Below are 24373 nucleotides of genomic sequence, written 5' to 3'. Positions count from 1 at the left end.
TTCCGCAATAAATTTCCTGTTGTAATGTGGGTACATTCTCGCTGAACGGCGAACCGAACAATAAGCACCACAACACAACATCACGGAGTCCAACATGGCTAACTACTTTAATACACTGAACTTGCGCCAGCAGCTGGCGCAGCTGGGCAAATGCCGCTTTATGGCGCGCGACGAATTTGCTGATGGCGCGAGCTACCTTCAGGGTAAAAAAGTGGTCATCGTCGGCTGTGGCGCACAGGGCCTCAACCAGGGTCTGAACATGCGTGACTCTGGTCTGGATATCGCCTACGCCCTGCGTAAAGAAGCCATTGCTGAGAAGCGTGCTTCCTGGCGCAAAGCGACCGAAAACGGCTTCAAAGTGGGTTCTTACGAAGAGCTGATCCCGCAGGCGGATCTGGTGGTTAACCTGACGCCAGACAAACAGCACTCTGATGTTGTACGTTCCGTGCAGCCGCTGATGAAAGATGGTGCGGCACTGGGTTACTCCCACGGCTTCAACATTGTTGAAGTGGGCGAGCAGATCCGTAAAGACATCACCGTTGTGATGGTTGCACCAAAATGTCCAGGTACGGAAGTGCGTGAAGAGTACAAACGTGGCTTCGGCGTTCCAACGCTTATCGCGGTTCACCCGGAAAACGATCCGAAAGGCGAAGGTATGGCGATTGCTAAAGCATGGGCAGCGGCAACTGGCGGACACCGTGCGGGCGTTCTGGAATCTTCCTTCGTTGCAGAAGTGAAATCTGACCTGATGGGCGAGCAGACTATTCTGTGCGGGATGCTGCAGGCCGGTTCTCTGCTGTGCTTCGACAAGCTGGTGGAAGAAGGTACCGACCCGGCATACGCCGAAAAACTGATTCAGTTCGGCTGGGAAACCATCACTGAAGCGCTGAAGCAGGGCGGTATCACGCTGATGATGGATCGCCTGTCCAACCCGGCGAAACTGCGTGCTTATGCGCTGTCCGAACAGCTGAAAACCATCATGGCTCCGCTGTTCCAGAAACATATGGATGACATCATCTCCGGTGCGTTCTCTTCCGGCATGATGGCTGACTGGGCGAACGACGATAAGAAACTGCTGACCTGGCGTGAAGAGACCGGTAAAACCGCGTTCGAAACCGCACCACAGTTTGACGGTAAAATCAGCGAGCAGGAGTACTTCGATAAAGGCGTACTGATGATCGCAATGGTGAAAGCGGGCGTCGAACTGGCGTTCGAAACGATGGTGGATTCCGGCATCATTGAAGAGTCTGCTTACTACGAATCACTGCACGAACTGCCGCTGATTGCGAACACCATCGCCCGTAAGCGTCTGTACGAAATGAACGTGGTTATCTCTGATACCGCTGAGTACGGTAACTACCTGTTCTCTTACGCTTGCGTACCGCTGCTGAAAGAGTTCATGACCACCCTGCAGGCGGGTGATCTGGGCAAAGCCATCGCCGAAGGTGCAGTAGATAACGCGCAGCTGCGCGATGTGAATGAAGCGATTCGCGGTCACGAAATCGAGAAAGTAGGCCAGAAATTGCGTGGCTACATGACCGACATGAAGCGTATTGCAGTAGCGGGTTAACAACCTTGTCGGGTGGCGCTTCGCTTACCCGACCTACAAAACCGTAAGATGTAGGCCGGGTAAGGCGCAGCCGTCACCCGGTTTTTTTATTTGCGGTACAGAACCTTAATAATGTGGTAACCAAACTGCGTGTGCAGTGGGCCAGTTGGCTCCAGCACTGGGCAAGAGAACACGACTTTATCAAACGCCGGAACCATCTGACCCTGACGGAATTCACCTAAGTCACCGCCGCGTTTGCCTGACGGGCAAATGGAGTGCTTCTTCGCCAGCTTGCCGAAGTCGGCACCGTTTTTAATCTGTTCCAGAAGATCTAAAGCCAGTTTCTCTTCTTTAACAAGGATATGCACTGCTGCTGCTGTTTTTGCCATGATCGTGCCTTGAATGGGTTGAGATAAATCGGGACGCAATATACCACGCGTTAGCGGCGATACAGCACCTTAATGATATGGTAGCCAAACCTGGTTTTAACCGGGCCGAAGGGCTTCAGGAGCGGACAGCTAAAGACCGCCTGATCGAATGGCCCGACCATCGCCCCCTGCTTAAACTCCCCTAAATCACCGCCGTTGCGCCCGGACGGGCACTTAGAGTAACGCTTTGCCAGATGATCAAAGCTGATGCCACGTTCAAGCTTAGCGAGGATCTCCTGGGCCAGCTTTTCTTCTTTTACCAGAATGTGCAGGGCTGCTGCGGTCTTTACCATAATTCTGCTCTCGGGATTAATCGCGTTTTCTTCACTTTATCATTAGCCGGTAAATCTGCGCCCGGCTTTCTGCTACAATCCATCCCCCGTTCGAAGATTGAGCAATATTCCCATGCGTTTAAACCCTGGACAACAACAAGCGGTCGAATTCGTTACTGGACCATGCCTGGTGCTGGCAGGGGCAGGTTCCGGTAAAACCCGCGTGATCACCAACAAAATCGCCCACTTGATCCGTGGCTGCGGGTATCAGGCACGCCATATCGCGGCGGTCACCTTTACCAATAAAGCGGCGCGCGAGATGAAAGAGCGCGTCGGTCAGACGCTGGGACGCAAAGAGGCGCGCGGGCTGATGATCTCCACGTTCCACACGCTGGGACTGGATATCATCAAACGCGAGTATGCGGCGTTGGGGATGAAGTCCAACTTTTCGCTCTTTGATGACACCGACCAGGTCGCGTTGCTTAAAGAGCTCACCGAAGGGTTGATTGAAGACGACAAAGTCTTGCTGCAACAATTGATCTCGACGATCTCCAACTGGAAAAACGATCTGATGACGCCTGCCCAGGCGGCGGCGAGCGCCAAAGGTGAACGGGATCGGATCTTTGCTCATTGCTATGGCCTGTACGATGCGCATATGAAAGCGTGCAACGTGCTGGATTTCGACGATCTGATCCTGCTGCCCACGCTGCTGCTGCAGCGTAATGAAGAAGTGCGCGAGCGCTGGCAGAACAAGATCCGCTATCTGCTGGTGGATGAATACCAGGACACCAACACCAGCCAGTATGAACTGGTGAAGTTGCTGGTCGGGCAGCGCGCCCGCTTTACCGTGGTCGGTGATGACGATCAGTCGATCTACTCCTGGCGCGGTGCACGTCCACAAAACCTGGTGTTGTTAAGCAAAGATTTCCCGGCACTCCAGGTTATCAAGCTCGAGCAAAACTACCGCTCGTCCGGACGCATCCTGAAGGCAGCGAATATCCTGATCGCCAATAACCCGCACGTGTTTGAAAAGCGTCTGTTCTCTGAACTTGGCTACGGTGCCGAACTGAAAGTGCTCAGCGCCAACAATGAAGAACACGAGGCGGAACGCGTCACGGGTGAACTCATTGCTCACCACTTCGTCAACAAAACTGAATACAAGGATTACGCGATCCTCTATCGCGGTAACCACCAGTCACGCGTCTTTGAAAAGATGCTGATGCAGAACCGCATCCCGTACAAAATTTCGGGCGGCACGTCGTTCTTCTCGCGTCCTGAAATCAAAGACCTGCTGGCGTATCTGCGCGTCCTCACCAACCCGGATGATGACAGCGCATTTCTGCGCATCGTGAATACGCCGAAACGTGAGATTGGCCCCGCGACGCTGCAAAAACTGGGTGAATGGGCGATGACCCGCAACAAAAGCTTGTTCACCGCCAGCTTTGATATGGGGCTGAGCCAGACGCTGACCGGGCGCGGCTATGACAACTTAACCCGCTTCACCCACTGGCTTGGCGAGGTACAGCGCCTGGCGGAACGCGAGCCTGTGGCGGCGGTGCGTGATTTGATCCACGGTATTGATTACGAATCCTGGTTATACGAAACCTCTGCCAGCCCGAAAGCGGCAGAGATGCGGATGAAAAACGTTAACCAGCTGTTTAGCTGGATGACCGAAATGCTGGAAGGCTCTGAGATAGACGAGCCGATGACCCTGACCCAGGTAGTCACCCGTTTTACGCTGCGCGATATGATGGAGCGCGGTGAGAGCGAAGAAGAGGCCGATCAGGTGCAACTGATGACGCTGCATGCGTCGAAAGGGCTGGAGTTCCCGTATGTCTATCTGGTGGGCATGGAAGAGGGGTTGCTGCCGCATCAGAGCAGCATCGATGAAGATAATGTCGATGAAGAGCGCCGCCTCGCCTACGTGGGGATCACCCGCGCCCGTAAAGAGCTTGTCTTTACGCTGTGTAAAGAACGTCGACAGTATGGCGAGCTGGTACGCCCGGAACCGAGTCGCTTCCTGCTGGAGTTACCGCAGGACGATCTGACATGGGAACAGGAGCGCAAAGTGATTACGGCCGAAGAACGGATGCATAAAGGTCAGGCTAACGTGGCAAACATTCGTGCCATGCTGGCAAAAGCCAAAGAGAAGGGATAACTTTTGAAGGCCGGGTAAGCGCAGCACCACCCGGCATGTTTCGCTGTATTACTTAACGTCCAGCACCCAGTGCACATAGCTTTGCCACTGGCACTCCTGCTCGACAAGTTCTGCACCAAGCGGGTGATTCTCAAGCCATTTTTCTGGAAGCGTCAGTGAAAGTTTCTCATTTTCCGCCACCAGGTTAATTGCAGGCAGTAAATCATCGCGGCGACGGCTGGCAAACAGGATGGCCAGTCGCAGCAGCCGGCACAGATGCTCGGCAACGCGCGGCGGTACGGCGTTTTGCTGATGCAAAGAGGAGAGGTCAACGGTGTTGGTCTGGTTTAGCAGCAGGGTAGCCAGCAACTTTTTCTGTGCGGGGGTGTAGCCCGGTAAATCGAGATTACGTACCAGCCAGGCTGCATGCAACGGTGCTTGCTTGTACTCAACGCTCAGACCAATTTCATGCAGCGCACACGCACTTAGCAGCAGATCGCGGCTTAAAGGTTCAATATCCCAGCTTTTGCTAACCTGATCGGCGAACAACGACGCCAGTTGCCCGACTCGCTGCGCCTGATCGGTATCAACGATAAAGCGGCGCTGAACGTTGCGCAAGGTACGGCTGCGGATGTCCTGATCAACCGACAAGTGAAGCATCCCGTAGACCAGACCTTCGCGCAGTGCGCCGCCAGCCAGAGTCATACACTGAATGTTCAGCTCGGTGAAAATGGCGATCAGAATGGCAAGCCCGCTTGGGAAAACCAGCGCACGTTCGAGTGTCAGACCTTCAATTTCCAGCTCTTCCAGACGACCACACTGGATGGCACGCTGTTTTAGCTGCTGGAGTTTGGCGAGCGTGATCCGCTCGTCCATCCCCTGCGCCATCATGATTTCCTGCAATGCCTGCACGGTACCCGAAGCACCCACGCAGACTTTCCAGCCGTGGTAGCGCAACTCATCCATCACCGGGCGCAACACCTCACGCGCGGCATTTTCCGCCTCGTCGAAGTTCTCTTTCGCGAGATTACGATCGGTAAAGTAGCGCTCAAGCCAGGTCACGCAGCCCATCGACAGGCTGAATAACGATGTCGCCTGTGCACCCGTGCCGGTCACCAGTTCGGTACTGGCTCCGCCGATATCCACCACCAGACGACGATCGTCACCCCCGGTGGTGTGGGCAACGCCCTGATAAATCAGGCGGGCTTCTTCTTCACCGCTGATGACCTGAACCGGGCAACCGAGAATGTCCTGCGCTTTGGCAATAAATTCTCCGGCGTTCACCGCCAGGCGGAGTGTCGCGGTGGCGACAACGCGAATCTGATTATGCGGGATATCCTGCAAACGTTCGGCAAAGAGGCGCAGGCACTGCCAGCCACGTTCCATCGCTTCAGGAGAGAGGTGATTGCTGCTGCTCAGGCCCGCTGCGAGGCGGACCTTGCGCTTAATGCGCGTCAGCGTTTGTATACTTCCCGCCACCTCGCGAACAACCAGCATATGAAAACTATTGGAACCGAGATCAATGGCCGCGTAGAGCGAGGAGCTGGAGAGCATAGTGACCTTTCTTAACCTGAACGACGACGATTACGCGGCGCGCCGGAACGACGCGGGCCGTTGCCGGAGCGGGCGCGGGTTAGGCGCTTAGGCGGCGGCAGTTCGCTTAACAGTGCTTCCGGATTGTATTTGCTCTGCGGAATAGAGTGACCGATGTAGGTCTCAATCGCTGGAAGATTCAGCGCATACTCTTCACACGCAAGGCTAATAGAGTGACCGCTTGCACCAGCACGACCGGTACGACCGATACGGTGTACGTAGTCTTCGCAGTCATCCGGCAGGTCATAGTTGAAGACGTGCGTGACGGCAGGAATATGCAGGCCGCGAGCCGCAACGTCGGTTGCGACCAGAATATCCAGGTCACCACGGGTGAATTCGTCGAGAATACGCAGGCGTTTTTTCTGCGCAACGTCGCCAGTCAGCAGACCAACACGGTGACCGTCGGCAGCCAGATGGCCCCAGATATCTTCACAGCGGTGTTTGGTATTCGCGAAGATGATGGCGCGATCTGGCCACTCTTCTTCGATCAGGGTTTGCAGCAGACGCATTTTCTCTTCATTAGAAGGGTAGAAGAGTTCTTCTTTAATGCGGTGCCCTGTTTTCTGTTCCGGTTCCACTTCCACATATTCGGCGTTGTTCATCTGCTCGAACGCCAGCTCGCGGACGCGATAAGAAAGGGTTGCGGAGAACAGCATGTTCAGGCGTTGGTTCGCCGGAGGCATGCGGCGGAACAGCCAGCGGATGTCTTTAATGAAGCCCAGATCGTACATACGGTCAGCTTCATCCAGCACGACAACCTGAATGGCACCGAGGTTAATGTGATTCTGTTTTGCGTAGTCGATAAGACGGCCAGTGGTACCGATCAGGATATCTACGCCGCTTTCCAGCACTTTCAGCTGTTTATCGTAGCCGTCGCCGCCATAGGCCAGGCCCAGCTTCAGGCCAGTAGCCTGCGCCAGGGGTTCCGCGTCTGCGTGGATCTGTACCGCCAGTTCTCGCGTCGGGGCCATAATTAGCGCGCGCGGCTGGTTAACTTTGCGGTCTGCAATCGCTGGATGAGAAAGTAAATAATGAAACGTTGACGTTAAAAACGCCATCGTTTTGCCAGTACCGGTTTGCGCCTGCCCTGCAACATCGCGACCAGCCAGCGTCAGCGGCAGGGCGAGGGCCTGAATGGGCGTGCAGTTATGAAACCCTTTATTTTCAAGGGCTTCAATCACTTTTGGGTGCAGGGCGAAGTCGGAAAACTTCTGTTCTGTTAAATGTGTTTTGCTCATAGTGTGGTAGAATATCAGCTTACTATTGCTTTACGAAAGCGTATCCGGTGAAATAAAGTCAACCTTTAGTTGGTTAATGCGACATCAACACGTCGTTGGTGGAGACAAAACCAACGTACCAGGCTTATTCCTGTGGAGTTATATATGAGCGATAAAATTATTCACCTGACTGACGACAGTTTTGACACGGACGTACTTAAGGCTGACGGGCTGATCCTCGTCGATTTCTGGGCTGAATGGTGTGGTCCTTGCAAAATGATCGCCCCGATTCTGGATGAGATCGCTGACGAATATCAGGGCAAACTGACCGTTGCCAAGCTGAACATCGACCAGAACCCGGGTACCGCGCCGAAATACGGCATCCGTGGCATTCCGACCCTGCTGCTGTTCAAAAACGGTGAAGTGGCGGCGACCAAAGTGGGCGCACTGTCCAAAGGTCAGCTGAAAGAGTTCCTGGACGCCAACCTGGCGTAAGGTTTCTCGGCTGAGCGTCCAGAGCGCCTAAATTGTGTGGATCTCTGGACGCCCGGCTTTAGTCGTGCTAAGTTAGCTATGACTTCGTTTTAAACATATCTTGTTGTTTGAATCTTGTTTTACCCGATACTTCCCGTTGTTGCCATAAACAGTGCGTGAAGTTGCTAAATTCCGGGCTTGTCACTCAATCCGTCTTGCCGTTTCAGTTCTGCGTTCTTTCCCTGTGACCAGACAGCGAACAGACATGAGTTGATGGCCGCTAAACAGGCATGGATGACCCTGCCATACCATTCACAACATTAAGTTCGAGAATCACCCCGAGTTTAAGAACCCACACCATTATGAATCTTACCGAATTAAAGAATACGCCGGTTTCTGAGCTGATCACTCTCGGCGAAAATATGGGGCTGGAAAACCAGGCTCGTATGCGCAAGCAGGACATCATTTTCGCCATCCTGAAGCAGCACGCTAAGAGTGGCGAAGATATCTTTGGCGACGGTGTGCTGGAGATATTGCAAGACGGATTTGGTTTCCTCCGCTCTGCAGACAGCTCCTACCTCGCCGGCCCTGACGACATCTACGTATCCCCTAGCCAAATCCGCCGTTTCAACCTCCGCACTGGTGACACCATTTCAGGTAAGATTCGTCCTCCTAAAGAGGGTGAACGCTACTTTGCGCTGTTGAAAGTTAACGAAGTTAACTACGACAAACCAGAAAACTCGCGCAATAAGATCCTGTTTGAGAACTTAACGCCGCTGCACGCGAACTCTCGCCTGCGCATGGAGCGTGGTAACGGTTCAACCGAAGACTTAACCGCGCGTGTTCTGGATCTGGCTTCTCCAATTGGTCGTGGTCAACGTGGTCTGATTGTGGCTCCGCCAAAAGCGGGTAAAACCATGCTGCTGCAGAACATCGCGCAGAGCATCGCCTACAACCACCCTGACTGTGTGCTGATGGTGCTGCTGATTGACGAACGTCCGGAAGAAGTGACCGAGATGCAGCGTCTGGTGAAAGGTGAAGTTGTTGCTTCTACCTTCGACGAACCAGCATCTCGCCACGTTCAGGTTGCTGAAATGGTTATCGAGAAGGCCAAACGTCTGGTTGAACACAAGAAAGACGTTATCATTCTGCTCGACTCCATCACCCGTCTGGCACGTGCGTACAACACCGTGGTACCGGCTTCCGGCAAAGTGTTAACCGGTGGTGTGGATGCCAACGCCCTGCACCGTCCTAAACGCTTCTTCGGTGCGGCACGTAACGTGGAAGAGGGCGGCAGCCTGACCATCATTGCAACCGCGCTTATCGACACCGGTTCTAAGATGGATGAGGTTATCTACGAAGAGTTTAAAGGTACAGGTAACATGGAACTGCACCTCTCCCGTAAGATCGCTGAAAAACGTGTCTTCCCGGCTATCGACTACAACCGTTCCGGTACGCGTAAAGAAGAGTTGCTCACTACGCAGGAAGAGCTGCAGAAAATGTGGATCCTGCGCAAAATCATCCATCCAATGGGTGAAATTGACGCGATGGAATTCCTCATTAATAAGCTGGCGATGACCAAAACTAACGACGACTTCTTCGATATGATGAAGCGCTCGTAACGGAAATGAATCCAGCAAACGCCACGTTTTTACGTGGCGTTTTTCTTTTATGGCTTATACGCTGTTACCACAGACTCCCAATTTTGACTGAACGGTGCGACAATAAGACGGTTTGTATAGTCAAAGAAATAATCGATTGAAAAATATACAAAGGGAGTTGTAGGAAGCCCGCTTTATTCTTTCTGGGGCAGGGGCTTCATAGTTATACTTCCGGGACTAACATTTGTTGAGAGCAATCCATTGTGAATCTACTCACTGCAGTTACTGAGTTAATTAGTATTTTCTTATTCACAACCTGTTTTTTGTTCATCGCACGCAAGGTGGCCAAAAGAGTCGGGTTGGTGGATAAACCCAATTTTCGTAAACGTCATCAGGGGTTGATCCCACTTGTGGGGGGCATCTCCGTTTACGCTGGTATCTGTTTCACATTCGGTATTGCGGATTACTACATCCCGCACGCTGCACTCTACCTGGCATGTGCGGGTGTGCTGGTGTTAGTCGGGGCACTTGATGACCGGTTTGATATCAGTGTGAAGTTCCGTGCTACCGTACAGGCGGCCATTGGCGTCATTATGATGGTAGTCGGCGGCCTTTACCTGAGAAGTCTCGGCTATGTTTTCGGTCCCTGGGAGTTAGTGCTTGGTCCATTCGGTTTCTTCCTGACACTGTTTGCCGTCTGGGCGGCGATTAATGCCTTCAACATGGTTGATGGTATTGACGGCCTGCTCGGTGGGTTATCGTCCGTCTCGTTCGCCGCTATCGGTATCATTCTGTGGTTTGATGGACAGTACAGCCTGTCAATGTGGTGCTTTGCCATGATTGCCGCCATCCTGCCTTATATCCTGTTGAACCTCGGTGCCCTGGGTCGTCGCTACAAAGTCTTTATGGGTGACGCAGGCAGTACATTGATCGGTTTTACCGTTATCTGGATTTTGCTGGAAACCACGCAGGGTAAAACTCACCCAATCAGCCCGGTTACCGCACTGTGGATTATTGCTATTCCGCTGATGGACATGGTGGCGATTATGTATCGCCGTCTGCGTAAAGGCATGAGTCCTTTCTCTCCGGATCGTCAGCATATCCATCATCTGATTATGCGTGCCGGTTTTACTTCTCGTCAGGCATTCGTCCTGATTACCCTGGCAGCGGCTATTCTGGCCGGGGTTGGTGTTGCCGCAGAATATGCTCATTTCATTCCTGAATGGGCAATGTTGGTATTATTCTTGCTAGCATTCTTCCTGTACGGTTACTGCATTAAGCGCGCATGGAAAGTTGCGCGATTCATTAAACGTGTAAAACGCAGGATGCGTCGTAACAGTGGCAAAAACACAACATTAACTAAGTAAAGCCGGGATTATGATGACTCAACCGTTGGCGGGAGCGAAATCAGTGGTAACTGAAAATGAGCTGGATATTCGTGGTTTGTTTCGCGTGTTATGGGGAGGCAAGCTGTGGATTGCGGGGATTGCGCTGGGATTCGCCCTGTTAGCACTGGTCTATACCTTCTTTGCAAAACAAGAGTGGAGCACCACGGCGATCACCGACCGGCCAACGGTTAACATGCTGGGTGGGTACTATTCCCAGCAGCAATTCCTGCGTAATCTGGATATTAAAGCCAATCTTGCCGCGCCCGATCAGGCGTCAGTGATGGATGAGACTTATAAAGAGTTTCTGATGCAGCTGGCTTCATGGGATACGCGTCGTGATTTCTGGTCTCAGACGGATTATTACAAGCAACGCATGGTCGGAAACAGCAAAGTCGATGCTGCTCTGCTGGATGACCTGATCAACAATATCCAGTTTATGCCGGGTGATGCAGCACGCAACATCAACGATAGCGTGAAGCTGGTTGCGGAAACCGCGCCAGATGCTAATAACCTGCTGCGTCAGTACGTTGCGTTTGCCAGCCAGCGTGCGGCGAGCCATCTCAATGATGAGCTGAGAGGTGCCTGGTCTGCGCGCACTATCCAGATGAAGGCTCAGGTGAAGCGACAGGAAGAAGTGGCGAGAGCGATTTTTACTCGTCGCGTCCACAATATTGAGCAGGCTCTGAAAATAGCGGAACAACGCAATATTTCTCGCAGCGAAACTAATGTTCCGGCTGATGAACTGCCAGATTCCGAAATGTTCCTCCTTGGTCGTCCAATGCTGCAGGCGCGTCTGGAAAATCTTCAGGCAGTCGGTCCAGATTTTGACCTCGACTATGACCAAAACCTTGCGATGCTCAATACCCTGAATGTAGGGCCAGCACAGGATCCACGTTTTCAGACGTATCGTTATTTAAGAACGCCTGAAGAACCTGTAAAACGCGATAGTCCGCGTCGCGCATTCCTGATGATTATGTGGGGGATTGTGGGCGCACTGACTGGAGCAGGCGTGGCATTAACTCGCCGTCGCACGAAATAAGAACGGCGTCTACGATGAAGGTTACTGCCTTCATCGTCTAATCGAAGAGAATCGATGTGAAAGTACTTACCGTATTTGGCACCAGGCCGGAGGCCATTAAGATGGCTCCTCTGGTGCATGCGCTGGCCAGGGATCCTGATTTTGACGCGAGAGTGTGCGTCACTGCCCAGCATCGGGAGATGCTCGATCAGGTCTTAACGCTCTTTTCTATCGTTCCTGATTACGATCTCAATATTATGAAACCGGGACAAGGGCTGACGGAGATCACCTGCCGTATTTTGCAAGAACTCAAGCCCATTCTGGAATCCTTTAAGCCTGATGTAGTACTGGTTCATGGTGACACCACCACGACAGTGGCGACAAGCCTGGCCGCGTTTTATCAACGTATTCCTGTCGGCCATGTTGAGGCAGGTCTGCGTACCGGCAATCTTTATTCGCCGTGGCCGGAAGAAGCTAACCGAACGCTCACCGGACATCTGGCGATGTACCATTTCGCACCAACGGAAAACTCGCGCCAGAATCTGCTGCGAGAAAATATCGTCGACAACAAAATCTTTGTAACCGGAAATACGGTCATTGATGCGCTGATTTGGGTACGTGACCGCGTGCTGGCAAACCGTGAACTCCAGTCTGAACTCACGGCACGCTATCCGTTTTTGAATAACGGTAAAAAGACCATTCTGGTCACCGGCCACCGTCGCGAAAGTTTTGGTCGCGGTTTTGAGCAAATCTGCCACGCGCTGGCTGAAATTGCCGCGCAAAACGAAGACGTGCAGATTGTCTATCCGGTGCACCTCAACCCTAACGTCAGCGAGCCGGTAAATCGCATTCTGGGTCATGTCGACAACGTCTTACTGATTGAGCCGCAGGACTATATGCCGTTTGTCTGGCTGATGAACCATGCCTGGCTGATCCTTACCGATTCCGGCGGGATTCAGGAAGAGGCTCCTTCCCTCGGCAAGCCGGTGCTGGTCATGCGTGAAACCACCGAACGCCCGGAAGCAGTAAAAGCGGGCACGGTACGTCTGGTGGGAACGGACACGCAGCGTATCGTCGAAGAGGTCACGCGACTGCTGCACGACGATGAAGAGTATCAGGCGATGAGCCGGGCCCATAACCCGTATGGTGATGGGCAGGCTTGTGGCCGCATTTTGCACGCACTTAAACACAATCGGGTATCGCTATGAGTTTTACTACCATCTCTGTCATTGGTCTTGGCTACATTGGGTTGCCGACTGCGGCAGCCTTTGCCTCTCGTCAACAGCAGGTTGTGGGTGTGGATATCAACGCGCGTGCGGTGGAAACCATCAATCGTGGCGAAATTCATATTGTGGAGCCCGATCTCGACCGTGTGGTGAAAGCGGCCGTTGAGGGGGGATTCCTGAGCGCCAGCACGACGCCAGTGACAGCCGATGCGTATCTGATTGCTGTTCCAACGCCGTTTAAAGGCGATCATGAACCCGATATGCGCTACGTCGAGGCGGCGGCGAAATCCATTGCGCCCGTTCTGAAGAAAGGGGCGCTGGTGATCCTGGAGTCGACCTCCCCGGTTGGGGCAACGGAACAGATGGCGCAGTGGCTTGCAGAAGCCCGCCCTGATTTAAGTTTCCCGCAGCAGGCAGGTGAACAGGCGGATATCAATATCGCTTACTGCCCGGAGCGCGTGTTGCCGGGCCAGGTGATGGTTGAACTGATTAAAAACGATCGCGTGATTGGTGGTATGACTCCCGTCTGTTCCGCGCGTGCCAGCGCGCTGTACAAGATTTTCCTCGAAGGTGAATGTGTGGTGACCAACTCCCGCACTGCCGAAATGTGCAAGCTGACGGAAAACAGCTTCCGTGACGTTAATATCGCTTTTGCGAACGAACTGTCGCTGATTTGCGCCGATCAGGGGATTAACGTCTGGGAACTGATTAGCCTTGCGAATCGCCATCCGCGCGTCAACATTCTCCAGCCAGGCCCGGGTGTGGGTGGTCACTGTATCGCCGTTGACCCGTGGTTTATCGTGGCGCAAAACCCGGATCAGGCGCGTCTGATCCGTACCGCGCGTGAAGTGAACGACAGCAAACCACACTGGGTTCTTAACCAGGTGAAAGCCACGGTCGCGGATTGTCTGGCGGACAGCGGTAAGCGCGCCAGCGAGCTGAAAGTTGCCTGCTTTGGCCTGGCATTCAAACCGAACATTGACGATCTGCGCGAAAGCCCGGCGATGGAAATTGCCGGAATGATTGCTGACTGGCACAGCGGTGAAACGCTGGTTGTAGAGCCTAACATCCACGAACTGCCAACAAAACTGATGGGGCATTGCACGCTTACTGCGCTGAATGATGCGCTGGCTACAGCGGATGTGCTGGTACTGCTGGTGGATCATAAAGCGTTTAAAGCAATCCCTGGTGATGCTGTACATCAACAATATGTTGTTGATACCAAAGGCGTGTGGCGTTGAGTGAACTGAAAGGGGTGCTTGAATCCCTCCCGTGGGAAAGTACCTTCTTTGGTCTTCCTTCGGCAATCGTGCGTCTGCGCGACGATGCCCATGCCCTGACAGAAACCGACTTTGCTGCCTGGCCACGCGTGCAGGCCAAAATCCCGGCAGGGCGTGCCGATTTGCTGGATGTGCTTCAGGAGCATGGTTTTTGCCTGGTCGAAGGTGAGGTTGATCTTTCCATTACGGTGACCCACCACGATTCGCCCGGCGCGGAAATGGCAACGGAGCAGGATATACCGGTGCTGCGTCAGATGGCAGCGCAGGCATTTGCTCAGAGCCGCTTTCGTGCGCCCTGGTACGCGCCTGAAGATAGCGGACGTTTCTATGCCCAGTGGGCAGAAAACGCGGTAAAAGGGACGTTCGACCACGTCTGTCTGGTTTTCCGCGCCGCAGATGAACATATTCAGGGTTTTGTCTCGCTTCGTAAGCTCAATGAGCACGAGGCGCGTATCGGCTTATTAGCCGGGCGCGGTATGGGCGAGAAACTCATGCAGGCGGCGCTCTACTGGACGCAGCAGCAACAGCTTTCAACTCTGAGGGTGGCGACCCAACTGGGCAACACCGCCGCGCTTAAACGTTATATTGCGAGTGGTGCCAACATCGATGCCACTGCGTACTGGTTATACAGGTGACAAGATGATTCCATTTAACGCACCACCCGTCGTGGGAACCGAACTCGATTACATGCAATCTGCTATGGGCAGCGGCAAGCTCTGCGGTGACGGCGGGTACACTCGTCGCTGCCAGCAGTGGATGGAACAGCGTTTTCGCAGCGCCAAAGTGCTGTTGACCCCGTCCTGTACCGCCTCGCTGGAAATGGCGGCGCTGTTGCTGGATATCCAGCCTGGCGATGAAGTGATCATGCCGAGCTACACCTTCGTCTCCACGGCGAACGCGTTTGTTCTGCGTGGGGCGAAAATCGTCTTTGTGGATATTCGCCCGGATACCATGAATATTGATGAAACGCTGATTGAAGCGGCGATCACGGAAAAAACGCGTGCGATTGTGCCGGTTCACTACGCAGGTGTCGCCTGCGAAATGGACACCATTATGGCGATCGCTAAAAAGCACAACCTGTTCGTGGTGGAAGATGCCGCTCAGGGGGTGATGTCCACCTACAAAGGACGCGCGCTGGGTACGATTGGTCATATTGGCTGCTTTAGCTTCCACGAAACCAAGAACTACACCGCGGGTGGTGAAGGTGGCGCGACGCTGATTAACGACCGTGCCCTGGTAGAGCGTGCGGAAGTGATCCGCGAAAAAGGCACTAACCGCAGCCAGTTCTTCCGTGGTCAGGTAGATAAATACACCTGGCGTGATATTGGCTCAAGCTACCTGATGGCCGATCTGCAGGCGGCCTATCTCTGGGCGCAACTGGAGGCGGCAGAGCGAATCAACCTGCAGCGTCTGACCCTGTGGCAAACCTACTACGATGCGCTGGAGCCGCTGGCAAAAGCTGGCCGGATTGAGCTGCCGACCATTCCGGCAGATTGCGTCCATAATGCCCATATGTTCTACATCAAGCTGCGTGATAACGACGATCGCAGCAATCTGATTGCCTGGCTGAAAGAGGCCGAGATCATGGCGGTGTTCCATTATATCCCGCTGCACTCCAGCCCGGCCGGGGAAGCGTTTGGGGTGTTCGTGGGTGAAGACCGTTACACCACTAAGGAAAGTGAGCGTTTGCTTCGCCTGCCACTGTTCTACAACCTCGCGCCTGTTAACCAGCGTACGGTGATCAATACCCTTCTGAGTTATTTCGGCTGATATGTCTCTGGCAAAAGCTTCGGTGTGGACCGCTGCGTCCACACTTGTAAAAATTGGCGCTGGGTTACTGGTCGTCAAGCTGTTGGCCGTCTCATTTGGCCCCTCAGGCGTTGGCCTGGCGGGTAATTTTCGCCAGCTGGTTACCGTACTTGGGGTACTGGCAGGTGCGGGGATCTTCAACGGCGTAACCAAATATGTTGCCCAGTACCATGATGATGCAGCACAACTGCGCAGGGTAGTCGGCACGTCATCGGCGATGGTGTTGGGTTTCTCAACGCTGCTGGCCGCCGTGTTTTTGCTGGCGGCAGCGCCGGTTAGTCAGGGGCTGTTTGGACATACGCACTATCAGGGGCTGGTACGTCTTGTCGCGCTGGTTCAGATGGGGATTGCCTGGGCTAACCTGTTGCTGGCGCTGATGAAAGGCTTTCGTGATGCGGCCGGGAATGCGCTTGCGCTGATCCTGGGCAGTATCATTGGCGTTATTGCCTACTACTTCTGCTATCGCCTGGGTGGCTATGAGGGTGCGCTGCTGGGGCTGGCGCTGGTGCCTGCGCTGGTGGTCGTTCCGGCATCAATTATGCTGATGCGCAGAGGCCTTATCCCACTGCGCTATCTCAAACCGCAGTGGGATAAGACCCTGGCAGGGCAATTAGGGAAATTTACCCTGATGGCGCTGATTACCTCCGTCACGCTTCCGGTGGCCTACGTGATGATGCGAAACCTGCTGGCGGCGCATTACAGCTGGGACGAAGTGGGGATCTGGCAGGGTGTCAGCAGCATTTCCGATGCCTACCTCCAGTTTATTACGGCTTCCTTTACCGTTTATTTGCTGCCAACCTTATCGCGCCTGAATTCCAGGTCGGATATAACTCGCGAGATTCTCCGTTCCCTGCGTTTTGTGCTTCCCGCCGTGGCGGCAGCCAGTTTTACCGTCTGGTTGTTGCGCGATGTCGCCATCTGGCTGCTTTTCTCCGCAAAGTTTACCGCGATGCGCGATCTCTTTGCCTGGCAGCTGGTGGGGGATGTATTGAAAGTAGGCGCTTACGTTTTCGGCTATCTGGTCATTGCGAAAGCGTCACTGCGGTTGTATATCCTGGCAGAAATTAGCCAGTTTACGTTACTGACCGCGTTCTCACACTGGCTGATCCCCGCGCACGGTGCGCTGGGGGCGGCTCAGGCCTATATGGCAACCTATATCGTTTATTTCGCCGCCTGTTGCGGTGTATTTTTACTTTGGCGTAAACGCGCATGACTGCACTGATTCACATCCTGGGATCGGATATCCCACACCATAACCAGACCGTTTTGCGGTTCTTCAATGATGAGCTGGCATCGGGCACGCCTGAGGCTCGCGAGTTTATGGTTGCAGGTCAGGATAATGGTTTGAGTACGGCGTGCCCGGCGCTGAACATCACCTTCTGGCCGGATAAGGCCGCGCTGGCGAAGGTGGTTGTCGCCAAAGCTAAAGCGGATCGGGAGCAACGCTTCTTCTTTCACGGCCAGTTTAATACCGGCCTGTGGCTGGCGCTGTTGAGCGGTGGGATCAAACCTGCTCAGTGCAGCTGGCATATCTGGGGAGCCGATCTTTATGAAGTCTCCCGTGGCTGGAAATTCCGCCTTTTCTATCCACTGCGCCGTATGGCACAGGGACGCGTGGGTTGCGTTTTTGCTACCCGTGGCGATCTTAGCTACTTTGAGAAACAGCACCCTGGCGTACGCGGTGAGCTACTCTATTTTCCAACCCGTATGAACCCGGCGCTGAATAATATGGCGAACGATACGCCGCGTGAGGGCAAGCTAACGGTGCTGGTGGGGAATTCCGGGGATCGCAGCAATGAGCATATTGAGGCGCTTCGGGCGGTGCATCAGCAGTTTGGCGATACGGTCAATGTGGTTGTGCCGATGGGATATCCGGCAAATAACGATGCGTATATTGATGAGGTTCGCCAGCAGGGGCTTACGCTGTTTAGTGCGGCGAATTTACATATTCTCCGTGATAAGCTGGAATTTGATGACTACCTCGCGCTGTTGCGCAAGTGTGACCTGGGCTATTTCATCTTTGCCCGCCAGCAGGGGATTGGTACGCTGTGCCTGCTGATTCAGGCTGGGGTACCTTGCGTGCTTAACCGTAAAAACCCGTTCTGGCAGGATATGGCTGAGCAGCATCTTCCGGTGTTGTTCACAACAGATGCGCTTAATGAGAATGTGGTACGGGAAGCACAGCGGCAGCTGGCGCTGGTGGACAAAAGCACCATCGAGTTCTTTAGTCCAAATTACCTCACCCCGTGGCACCGTGCGCTGCGTATCGCTTCAGGAGACAAAGCATGAGCCAGTTGCAATTCAGCGGCTTGTTGGTGGTTTGGCTACTGAGCACATTATTTATCGCCACGCTCACCTGGTTTGAATTCCGCCGTGTGCGCTTTAACTTTAACGTCTTCTTCTCGTTACTGTTTCTTCTGACCTTCTTTTTCGGTTTTCCGCTGACCAGTATTCTGGTCTTCCGCTTTGATGTGAGCGTTGCACCGCCAGAGATTCTGCTTCAGGCGCTTCTGTCGGCAGCCTGTTTCTATGCCGTGTACTACGTCACGTATAAAACGCGTCTGCGTTCAGTACAACAGACCGCGCCACGCCGGGCTCTGTTCACCATGAACCGGGTGGAAACGCACCTGACATGGGTGATGCTGATGACCATCGCTCTGGTAAGTGTCGGTATCTTCTTCATGCATAACGGCTTCCTGCTGTTTAAGCTGCAGTCCTACAGCCAGATTTTTTCTGCTGAAGTCTCCGGCGTTGCGCTCAAGCGTTTCTTCTATTTTTTCATTCCGGCGATGCTGGTGGTCTTTTTCCTGCGTCAGGACAGCAAAGCGTGGCTATTTTTCCTGGTCAGTACCGTTGCCTTCGGCTTCCTGACCTACATGATAGTGGGCGGGACGCGCGCTAACATCATTATCGCTTTCGCGATCTTCCTGTTTATCGGCATTATTCGCGGGTGGATCTCCCTGTGGATGCTGGTGGCGGCAGGGGTGTTTGGTATTGTGGGGATGTTCTGGCTGGCGCTGAAGCGCTACGGGCTCAACGTGGCCGGTGATGAAGCGTTTTACACCTTCCTGTACCTCACGCGCGATACCTTCTCGCCGTGGGAAAACCTGGCCCTGCTGTTGCAAAACTACGACAAAATTGATTTTCAGGGCTTAGCGCCGATTGTGCGTGATTTCTATGTCTTTATCCCGACATGGCTATGGCCCGACCGCCCGGGTATCGTCCTGAACACAGCGAACTACTTTACCTGGGAAGTCCTGAATAACCATTCCGGCCTGGCTATCTCGCCCACGCTGATTGGCTCGCTGGTGGTGATGGGTGGCGCGTGGTTTATCCTGCCTGGTGCGGTGGCTGTAGGGTTAATTATTAAGTGGTTTGACTGGCTTTATCAGCGCGGTAACGAAGAGACGAACCGCTATAAGGCGGCGATTTTGCACAGTTTCTGTTTTGGTGCCATTTTCAATATGATCGTCCTTGCGCGTGAAGGGCTGGATTCATTTGTCTCGCGTGTCGTGTTCTTTATGGTCGTTTTCGGCGTCTGCCTGCTGCTGGCCAAACTGTTGTACTGGTTGTTCGACAGTGCAGGGCTTGTGCATAAACGCGAGCCCCGGGGCAGCACGCCACTGTCGCAAGTCTGAGTAGGGATTGTCATGACTGATACAACTTCCGCGCCGCGTTATGCGTTGCGCGGTCTGCAGCTTATTGGCTGGCGTGATATGCAACACGCGCTGGATTTTCTGTTCGCTGATGACCAGATGAAATCCGGTACTCTGGTGGCCATCAACGCGGAAAAGATGCTGGCGGTAGAAGATAATGCTGAAGTGAAAAGCCTGATAGAAGCCGCCGAGTTTAAATACGCTGACGGTATTAGCGTGGTGCGTTCTATCCGCAAAAAGTATCCCGATGCTAATGTTTCACGTGTGGCGGGAGCCGATCTCTGGGAAGCGTTGATGGCGCGCGCAGGCGCAGAGCACACACCCGTGTTCCTGATTGGTGGTAAGCCGGATGTGCTGGCACAAACCGAACAGAAGCTGCGTAGTCAGTGGAATGTTAACATTGTGGGCAGTCAGGATGGCTACTTCAAAGCGGAAGATCGACAGGCTCTGTTTGAACGCATACGTGACAGCGGGGCGAAGATTGTCACCGTAGCGATGGGCTCCCCGCGTCAGGAAATCCTGATGCGCGATTGCCGTCAGGTCTGCCCGAATGCCCTCTATATGGGCGTTGGTGGCACCTACGACGTCTTTACCGGTCACGTTAAACGCGCGCCAAAGGTATGGCAAAACCTGGGGCTGGAATGGCTGTACCGTCTGTTATCGCAACCGACGCGTATCAAACGGCAGATCCGTTTGCTGCGTTATCTCACCTGGCACTACACCGGGAAAATGTAATCAAAATGTAGCGCGATATGCTGTTCGCGCTGCAACTCTCCTGCAAAACTGCTGCGATTCTGTGCAATGCATTCATTTTTTTTATGCATCGTTTGCCATTTGCCCGATTTTAAGAAACCATTCGCTCCGTATTTCAGTACCCCAAAAAACAATAACCGGCAAAAAGCCGGGAAACAGCAAACACAACCGAGGATTTATGGCAGAGAAAAAACCAGAGCTTCAGCGTGGGCTGGAAGCTCGACATATTGAATTGATAGCGCTGGGCGGCACTATCGGCGTGGGCCTGTTTATGGGCTCCGCAAGTACGCTCAAATGGGCAGGCCCTTCTGTATTACTGGCGTATATCATCGCCGGGCTGTTTGTTTTCTTCATCATGCGTTCAATGGGCGAAATGTTGTTCCTGGAACCGGTGACCGGTTCTTTCGCCGTTTACGCGCACCGTTATATGAGCCCGTTCTTTGGCTATCTCACGGCCTGGTCGTACTGGTTTATGTGGATGGCAGTGGGTATCTCGGAAATCACCGCGATAGGGGTCTACGTGCAGTTCTGGTTCCCTGACATGGTTCAGTGGATACCGGCGCTGATAGCCGTGGGGCTGGTGGCGCTGGCAAACCTTGCCGCGGTGCGCCTGTACGGTGAGATTGAGTTCTGGTTTGCGATGATCAAGGTCACCACCATTATCGTGATGATTGTGGTTGGCCTGGGCGTTATCTTCTTCGGCTTTGGTAACGGTGGACACGCCATTGGTTTCGGTAACCTGACCGAACACGGAGGCTTCTTCGCGGGGGGCTGGAAAGGCTTCCTGACGGCGCTGTGTATCGTTGTGGCCTCGTATCAGGGTGTGGAACTTATCGGTATTACCGCTGGTGAAGCGAAAAACCCGCAGGTCACACTGCGTAGCGCAGTAGGTAAAGTGCTGTGGCGTATCCTGATTTTCTACGTGGGTGCGATCTTCGTTATTGTGACCATCTTCCCGTGGAATGAAATCGGCACGACAGGCAGCCCGTTTGTCTTAACCTTTGCGAAGATTGGTATCACGGCGGCGGCAGGTATCATTAACTTTGTGGTGCTGACGGCGGCACTTTCCGGCTGTAACAGCGGAATGTACAGCTGTGGCCGCATGCTTTACGCACTTTCCAGAAACAACCAGCTGCCTGCAGCAATGGGCAAAGTGTCGCGTTCTGGTATTCCGGTGGCGGGCGTGGCGGTATCGATTGTGATTCTGCTGGTCGGTTCATGTCTGAACTACATCATTCCTAATCCGCAGCGCGTCTTTGTGTATGTCTATAGCGCCAGCGTGCTGCCGGGGATGATTCCGTGGTTTGTTATCCTGATTAGCCAGCTGCGTTTCCGTCATGCGCATAAAAAGGCGATTGCCAGCCATCCGTTCCGTTCCATTCTGTTCCCGTATGCGAACTACCTGACGATGGCGTTCCTGATTTGCGTATTAATCGGGATGTACTTTAATGAAGATACCCGCATGTCGCTGTTTGTCGGGATGATCTTCCTGGCTGCCGTCACGGCGGGATATAAGCTATTTGGTCTGGGTCGCCGCGCCACCACGCAGAAAGTGGAGGAATAAGCGGCAAAATGTGCAAACCATAACCAAACGCGCATTTTTTTAAAAAAAGCACTAGACAGCGGGGACGGAGGTACGTAATATCCAGCCCCGCAACGGCGCTAAGCGCCCGTAGCTCAGCTGGATAGAGCGCTGCCCTCCGGAGGCAGAGGTCTCAGGTTCGAATCCTGTCGGGCGCGCCATTTTAGTCCCGGCGCTAGAGCTGCGGTGGTCTGAGAAGTAGTCAGTACCGCGTGAAAGAATACAGTGGTGGCTATAGCTCAGTTGGTAGAGCCCTGGATTGTGATTCCAGTTGTCGTGGGTTCGAATCCCATTAGCCACCCCATTATTTGAAAGAGTTGTGAATTGCGAAGGTGGCGGAATTGGTAGACGCGCTAGCTTCAGGTGTTAGTGTCCTTAGGATGTGGGGGTTCGAGTCCCCCCCCTCGCACCACGACTTTTTAAATGAATTGAACTAAAAATTCAAAAAAGCAGTACATCGGCGAGTAGCGCAGCTTGGTAGCGCAACTGGTTTGGGACCAGTGGGTCGGAGGTTCGAATCCTCTCTCGCCGACCAATTTTGAACCCCGCTTCGGCGGGGTTTTTTGTTTTCTGAGATTTATCGCCCTGTAGCCACTCCCCGACAATGCCGTTTCTTAATGTCGCCATTCAGCGACACCTAACTACATAAAAAATAAATAAATTATCTGATAGTGGCATTGTTGTCTCTTTCTGGCGACACATCGACATGCTTAGCGGTACGTTGTGTGGGTTCAGACGGGTCTTAACAGCAGAAATTCCTTTTATCTTAAAATGTTGCGCGATGTAAAAGTTCTGCGTGTAACGTTGGCATGTTACGTGCAATAATATGCGTGTAGATGCTCATTCCATCTCTTATGTTCGCCTTAGTGCCTCATATACTCAGGAATGACGCAGAGCCGTTTACGGTGCTTATCGTCCACTGACAGATGTCGCTTCGGCCTCATCAAACACCATGGACACAACGTTGAGTGAAGCACCAAATATGTTGTCTTAAAGACCTGTTTTAACGCCTGCTTTTATAGCAGGCGTTTTTTTATGCCTTATTCCTGGCAACGGCTCATGACTACAGGTGAGCATCATTCATGAAGATTTCCTTGTTACAACCGGCGGGTTCGTTTCCTGATGAAGGTGTAAGGAATGTAGCAGGGGAAGGGCGATAAAAAAGGAGGCCAGCTGGCCTCCTTCATGTTTACTGCTGGGTGTTGTTATTCTGCAACGTCAACAACAACCCGTCGCGCCGCATAGCGGCAGCTTCTTCCGGCTTATGCTGCTTGTCCAGCGTATCGGCCAGCCACGCGTAGTCAAACGCATCCGGACGCTGTTTCAGTGCCGCACGGAAGGCGAGGCTTGCCTCCTGCCATTCACCGTGCTTCATCAGCGACTGGCCCAGCGTGCTCCACAACAGCGGGCGGTCACCCACGGTTTTGATCTGCTGGCGCAACAATTTCTCAAGCTGTTCCGGATTATTGGTTTTCAGGCGCGGGATCACCATCACCAGGCGATCGTCATACTGACGCTTCAGGCCATCAAGGAGGATCTCCTGAGCTGTGTCATGATCGTCACATTCAATCAGATGTTCTGCCATCGCGACCTGCAGTGGGATCTGCTGGCGTGTTTTACGGCTCTGATTCTTCCACCAGTCTTTCAGACCATTGCTGCCCAGATCGGCACGTGCCTGATCCATCAGCCCAATCCACGCCTGATGCTGCAGCGCATCACGATGCTCATCGTCACCCACATCCGCTTTCGCCATTGAAGGAATGATGTCCAGTAGTGAGCCCCACGCGCCAGTACGAATGTAAGCCTGCTCGGCAAGACGCAACACTTCAGGGTGACGTGGGGTAATTTCCAGCAGACGGTCTACGCCGTGTCTCGCTGCGTGGTTTTCATTACGTACCAGCTGCAGGCGAACGCGGGTAATTTCTACCGGGATCTGGTCACTGGAGGCCAGCTCTGATGCGCGCTCCAGATGCTGATTGGCGCGGGCTTCATCACCACGCTGTTGCGCTGCTTCAGCGGCCAGCAGGTAGTTCACCACCGGCTGCTCGGCGTGGTCGGCATTTTTCGACATCAGCTTTTCAACCTGCTGATAGTCCCCTTCGGCGAGCTTCAGCAGTGCCTGTTCGGTTTGCTTACGGGCACGACGACGCTTACGACCCACGAACCAGCCGCGGGTATGCGCCCCGGTGCGGAAAATGCGGCGCAGGAGCCATTCCACGGCAAACAGTACCACGACGGCAAGGATCAGAATGATCACCAGTCCCGTTACGCTGGTTTCGATGTTGTAGTTATCGGTCTGGATCAACACATAGCCCTGATGACCGGCAAGCATTGGTCCCAGAACGATCCCGGCGATCAGCAATAAGAAGAGTAAAAGCACTTTCAACATG

General features: G+C 53.6%; 20 protein-coding genes and 4 tRNA genes. 19 read left to right on the top strand and 5 right to left on the bottom strand.

Going from position 1 to position 24373, the window contains the following annotated elements:
• The first annotated feature begins 94 nt into the window (after positions 1-94).
• A complete protein-coding gene (gene ilvC, locus ACHHZ6_RS20960; protein ID WP_182273299.1) occupies positions 95-1570 on the top strand; it encodes a ketol-acid reductoisomerase in 1476 nt (491 codons plus the stop codon).
• Positions 1571-1656: 86 nt separating this feature from the next.
• Here ilvC and ppiC (ACHHZ6_RS20955) read toward each other — a convergent pair whose 3' ends face one another.
• Both ppiC (ACHHZ6_RS20955) and ppiC (ACHHZ6_RS20950) read right to left on the bottom strand, forming a co-directional pair.
• Positions 1657-1938, bottom strand: coding sequence for a peptidylprolyl isomerase PpiC (gene ppiC, locus ACHHZ6_RS20955; protein ID WP_023309650.1), 282 nt, complete (start codon positions 1936-1938; stop codon positions 1657-1659).
• A gap of 50 nt (positions 1939-1988) precedes the next feature.
• Positions 1989-2270, bottom strand: coding sequence for a peptidylprolyl isomerase PpiC (gene ppiC, locus ACHHZ6_RS20950; RefSeq protein WP_046886622.1), 282 nt, complete (start codon positions 2268-2270; stop codon positions 1989-1991).
• 112 nt (positions 2271-2382) lie between these two features.
• Here ppiC (ACHHZ6_RS20950) and rep point away from each other — a divergent pair, with 112 nt between their 5' ends.
• Positions 2383-4407 carry a DNA helicase Rep gene (gene rep, locus ACHHZ6_RS20945; RefSeq protein ID WP_182273300.1) on the top strand — a complete coding sequence of 675 codons (2025 nt, stop codon included), beginning with the start codon at positions 2383-2385 and terminating at the stop codon, positions 4405-4407.
• 48 nt (positions 4408-4455) lie between these two features.
• Here rep and gppA read toward each other — a convergent pair whose 3' ends face one another.
• Both gppA and rhlB read right to left on the bottom strand, forming a co-directional pair.
• The gene (gppA, locus tag ACHHZ6_RS20940; RefSeq protein WP_182919122.1) at positions 4456-5940 is read right to left on the bottom strand and encodes a guanosine-5'-triphosphate,3'-diphosphate diphosphatase; all 1485 of its coding nucleotides are present in this window, start codon (positions 5938-5940) and stop codon (positions 4456-4458) included.
• A gap of 11 nt (positions 5941-5951) precedes the next feature.
• Positions 5952-7217 (bottom strand): ATP-dependent RNA helicase RhlB, encoded by a 1266-nt coding sequence (rhlB, locus tag ACHHZ6_RS20935; protein ID WP_182919121.1) that lies wholly within the window; start codon positions 7215-7217, stop codon positions 5952-5954.
• Between the two features lie 144 nt (positions 7218-7361).
• Between rhlB and trxA the strand changes: the two genes are divergently transcribed.
• The 17 genes from trxA (at position 7362) to ACHHZ6_RS20850 (ending at position 22518) form a co-directional block, all read left to right on the top strand.
• Entirely contained in the window at positions 7362-7691 is a 330-nt protein-coding gene (gene trxA, locus ACHHZ6_RS20930) for a thioredoxin TrxA (RefSeq protein WP_006179218.1), read from the top strand.
• 341 nt (positions 7692-8032) lie between these two features.
• Entirely contained in the window at positions 8033-9292 is a 1260-nt protein-coding gene (gene rho, locus ACHHZ6_RS20925; RefSeq protein ID WP_001054528.1) for a transcription termination factor Rho, read from the top strand.
• 242 nt (positions 9293-9534) lie between these two features.
• Complete coding sequence (gene wecA / locus ACHHZ6_RS20920) at positions 9535-10638, top strand: UDP-N-acetylglucosamine--undecaprenyl-phosphate N-acetylglucosaminephosphotransferase (protein WP_395122966.1); 1104 nt, start codon at positions 9535-9537, stop codon at positions 10636-10638.
• A 13-nt stretch (positions 10639-10651) separates the two neighbouring features.
• Positions 10652-11698 (top strand): ECA polysaccharide chain length modulation protein, encoded by a 1047-nt coding sequence (gene wzzE, locus ACHHZ6_RS20915; protein ID WP_182274605.1) that lies wholly within the window; start codon positions 10652-10654, stop codon positions 11696-11698.
• 56 nt (positions 11699-11754) lie between these two features.
• Positions 11755-12885 (top strand): non-hydrolyzing UDP-N-acetylglucosamine 2-epimerase, encoded by a 1131-nt coding sequence (gene wecB / locus ACHHZ6_RS20910; protein ID WP_182273303.1) that lies wholly within the window; start codon positions 11755-11757, stop codon positions 12883-12885.
• Positions 12882-14144 carry a UDP-N-acetyl-D-mannosamine dehydrogenase gene (wecC, locus tag ACHHZ6_RS20905; RefSeq protein ID WP_182919120.1) on the top strand — a complete coding sequence of 421 codons (1263 nt, stop codon included), beginning with the start codon at positions 12882-12884 and terminating at the stop codon, positions 14142-14144. Before wecB ends, wecC begins: the two co-directional genes overlap by 4 nt.
• On the top strand, positions 14141-14818 hold the full coding sequence (gene rffC, locus ACHHZ6_RS20900; RefSeq protein WP_182273305.1) for a dTDP-4-amino-4,6-dideoxy-D-galactose acyltransferase: 678 nt from the start codon (positions 14141-14143) through the stop codon (positions 14816-14818). Before wecC ends, rffC begins: the two co-directional genes overlap by 4 nt.
• A 4-nt stretch (positions 14819-14822) precedes the next feature.
• The gene (gene rffA / locus ACHHZ6_RS20895) at positions 14823-15953 is read left to right on the top strand and encodes a dTDP-4-amino-4,6-dideoxygalactose transaminase (RefSeq protein WP_182273306.1); all 1131 of its coding nucleotides are present in this window, start codon (positions 14823-14825) and stop codon (positions 15951-15953) included.
• A gap of 1 nt (position 15954) precedes the next feature.
• A complete protein-coding gene (gene wzxE, locus ACHHZ6_RS20890; protein ID WP_182273307.1) occupies positions 15955-17205 on the top strand; it encodes a lipid III flippase WzxE in 1251 nt (416 codons plus the stop codon).
• Positions 17202-18281, top strand: a complete 1080-nt coding sequence (locus ACHHZ6_RS20885; protein ID WP_182273308.1) for a TDP-N-acetylfucosamine:lipid II N-acetylfucosaminyltransferase — start codon at positions 17202-17204, stop codon at positions 18279-18281. Before wzxE ends, ACHHZ6_RS20885 begins: the two co-directional genes overlap by 4 nt.
• Positions 18278-19630 carry an ECA oligosaccharide polymerase gene (gene wzyE, locus ACHHZ6_RS20880; RefSeq protein WP_182273309.1) on the top strand — a complete coding sequence of 451 codons (1353 nt, stop codon included), beginning with the start codon at positions 18278-18280 and terminating at the stop codon, positions 19628-19630. The genes ACHHZ6_RS20885 and wzyE overlap by 4 nt, the downstream gene beginning before the upstream one ends.
• A 12-nt stretch (positions 19631-19642) precedes the next feature.
• The gene (wecG, locus tag ACHHZ6_RS20875) at positions 19643-20383 is read left to right on the top strand and encodes a lipopolysaccharide N-acetylmannosaminouronosyltransferase (RefSeq protein WP_395122965.1); all 741 of its coding nucleotides are present in this window, start codon (positions 19643-19645) and stop codon (positions 20381-20383) included.
• Between the two features lie 196 nt (positions 20384-20579).
• Positions 20580-21965 (top strand): amino acid permease, encoded by a 1386-nt coding sequence (locus ACHHZ6_RS20870; protein WP_182273311.1) that lies wholly within the window; start codon positions 20580-20582, stop codon positions 21963-21965.
• A gap of 102 nt (positions 21966-22067) precedes the next feature.
• Positions 22068-22144 (top strand) — tRNA-Arg (locus tag ACHHZ6_RS20865).
• A 67-nt stretch (positions 22145-22211) separates the two neighbouring features.
• Positions 22212-22287, top strand: a tRNA-His gene (locus ACHHZ6_RS20860).
• Positions 22288-22309: 22 nt separating this feature from the next.
• Positions 22310-22395: transfer RNA gene (locus tag ACHHZ6_RS20855), tRNA-Leu, on the top strand.
• A 46-nt stretch (positions 22396-22441) separates the two neighbouring features.
• A tRNA-Pro gene (locus ACHHZ6_RS20850) sits at positions 22442-22518 on the top strand.
• 654 nt (positions 22519-23172) lie between these two features.
• Here ACHHZ6_RS20850 and hemY read toward each other — a convergent pair.
• The gene (gene hemY / locus ACHHZ6_RS20845; protein WP_395122964.1) at positions 23173-24372 is read right to left on the bottom strand and encodes a protoheme IX biogenesis protein HemY; all 1200 of its coding nucleotides are present in this window, start codon (positions 24370-24372) and stop codon (positions 23173-23175) included.
• Position 24373: the final 1 nt, after the last annotated feature.

Origin of the sequence: Enterobacter cloacae complex sp. 2024EL-00214, assembly GCF_043945575.1 — a bacterium.
GTDB classification, from domain to species: Bacteria; Pseudomonadota; Gammaproteobacteria; order Enterobacterales; family Enterobacteriaceae; genus Enterobacter; species Enterobacter cloacae_P.
This window is presented reverse-complemented; position numbering and strand designations above follow the sequence as displayed.

Excerpts from the sequence above, each read along its gene's own strand:
- ilvC (WP_182273299.1), top strand. The coding sequence starts at position 95 with ATGGCTAACTACTTTAATACACTGAACTTGCGCCAGCAGCTGGCGCAG.
- ppiC (WP_023309650.1), bottom strand. The coding sequence starts at position 1,938 with ATGGCAAAAACAGCAGCAGCAGTGCATATCCTTGTTAAAGAAGAGAAA.
- ppiC (WP_046886622.1), bottom strand. The coding sequence starts at position 2,270 with ATGGTAAAGACCGCAGCAGCCCTGCACATTCTGGTAAAAGAAGAAAAG.
- rep (WP_182273300.1), top strand. The coding sequence starts at position 2,383 with ATGCGTTTAAACCCTGGACAACAACAAGCGGTCGAATTCGTTACTGGA.
- gppA (WP_182919122.1), bottom strand. The coding sequence starts at position 5,940 with ATGCTCTCCAGCTCCTCGCTCTACGCGGCCATTGATCTCGGTTCCAAT.
- rhlB (WP_182919121.1), bottom strand. The coding sequence starts at position 7,217 with ATGAGCAAAACACATTTAACAGAACAGAAGTTTTCCGACTTCGCCCTG.
- trxA (WP_006179218.1), top strand. The coding sequence starts at position 7,362 with ATGAGCGATAAAATTATTCACCTGACTGACGACAGTTTTGACACGGAC.
- rho (WP_001054528.1), top strand. The coding sequence starts at position 8,033 with ATGAATCTTACCGAATTAAAGAATACGCCGGTTTCTGAGCTGATCACT.
- wzzE (WP_182274605.1), top strand. The coding sequence starts at position 10,652 with ATGACTCAACCGTTGGCGGGAGCGAAATCAGTGGTAACTGAAAATGAG.
- wecC (WP_182919120.1), top strand. The coding sequence starts at position 12,882 with ATGAGTTTTACTACCATCTCTGTCATTGGTCTTGGCTACATTGGGTTG.
- rffA (WP_182273306.1), top strand. The coding sequence starts at position 14,823 with ATGATTCCATTTAACGCACCACCCGTCGTGGGAACCGAACTCGATTAC.
- wzxE (WP_182273307.1), top strand. The coding sequence starts at position 15,955 with ATGTCTCTGGCAAAAGCTTCGGTGTGGACCGCTGCGTCCACACTTGTA.
- ACHHZ6_RS20885 (WP_182273308.1), top strand. The coding sequence starts at position 17,202 with ATGACTGCACTGATTCACATCCTGGGATCGGATATCCCACACCATAAC.
- wzyE (WP_182273309.1), top strand. The coding sequence starts at position 18,278 with ATGAGCCAGTTGCAATTCAGCGGCTTGTTGGTGGTTTGGCTACTGAGC.
- wecG (WP_395122965.1), top strand. The coding sequence starts at position 19,643 with ATGACTGATACAACTTCCGCGCCGCGTTATGCGTTGCGCGGTCTGCAG.
- ACHHZ6_RS20870 (WP_182273311.1), top strand. The coding sequence starts at position 20,580 with ATGGCAGAGAAAAAACCAGAGCTTCAGCGTGGGCTGGAAGCTCGACAT.
- hemY (WP_395122964.1), bottom strand. The coding sequence starts at position 24,372 with ATGTTGAAAGTGCTTTTACTCTTCTTATTGCTGATCGCCGGGATCGTT.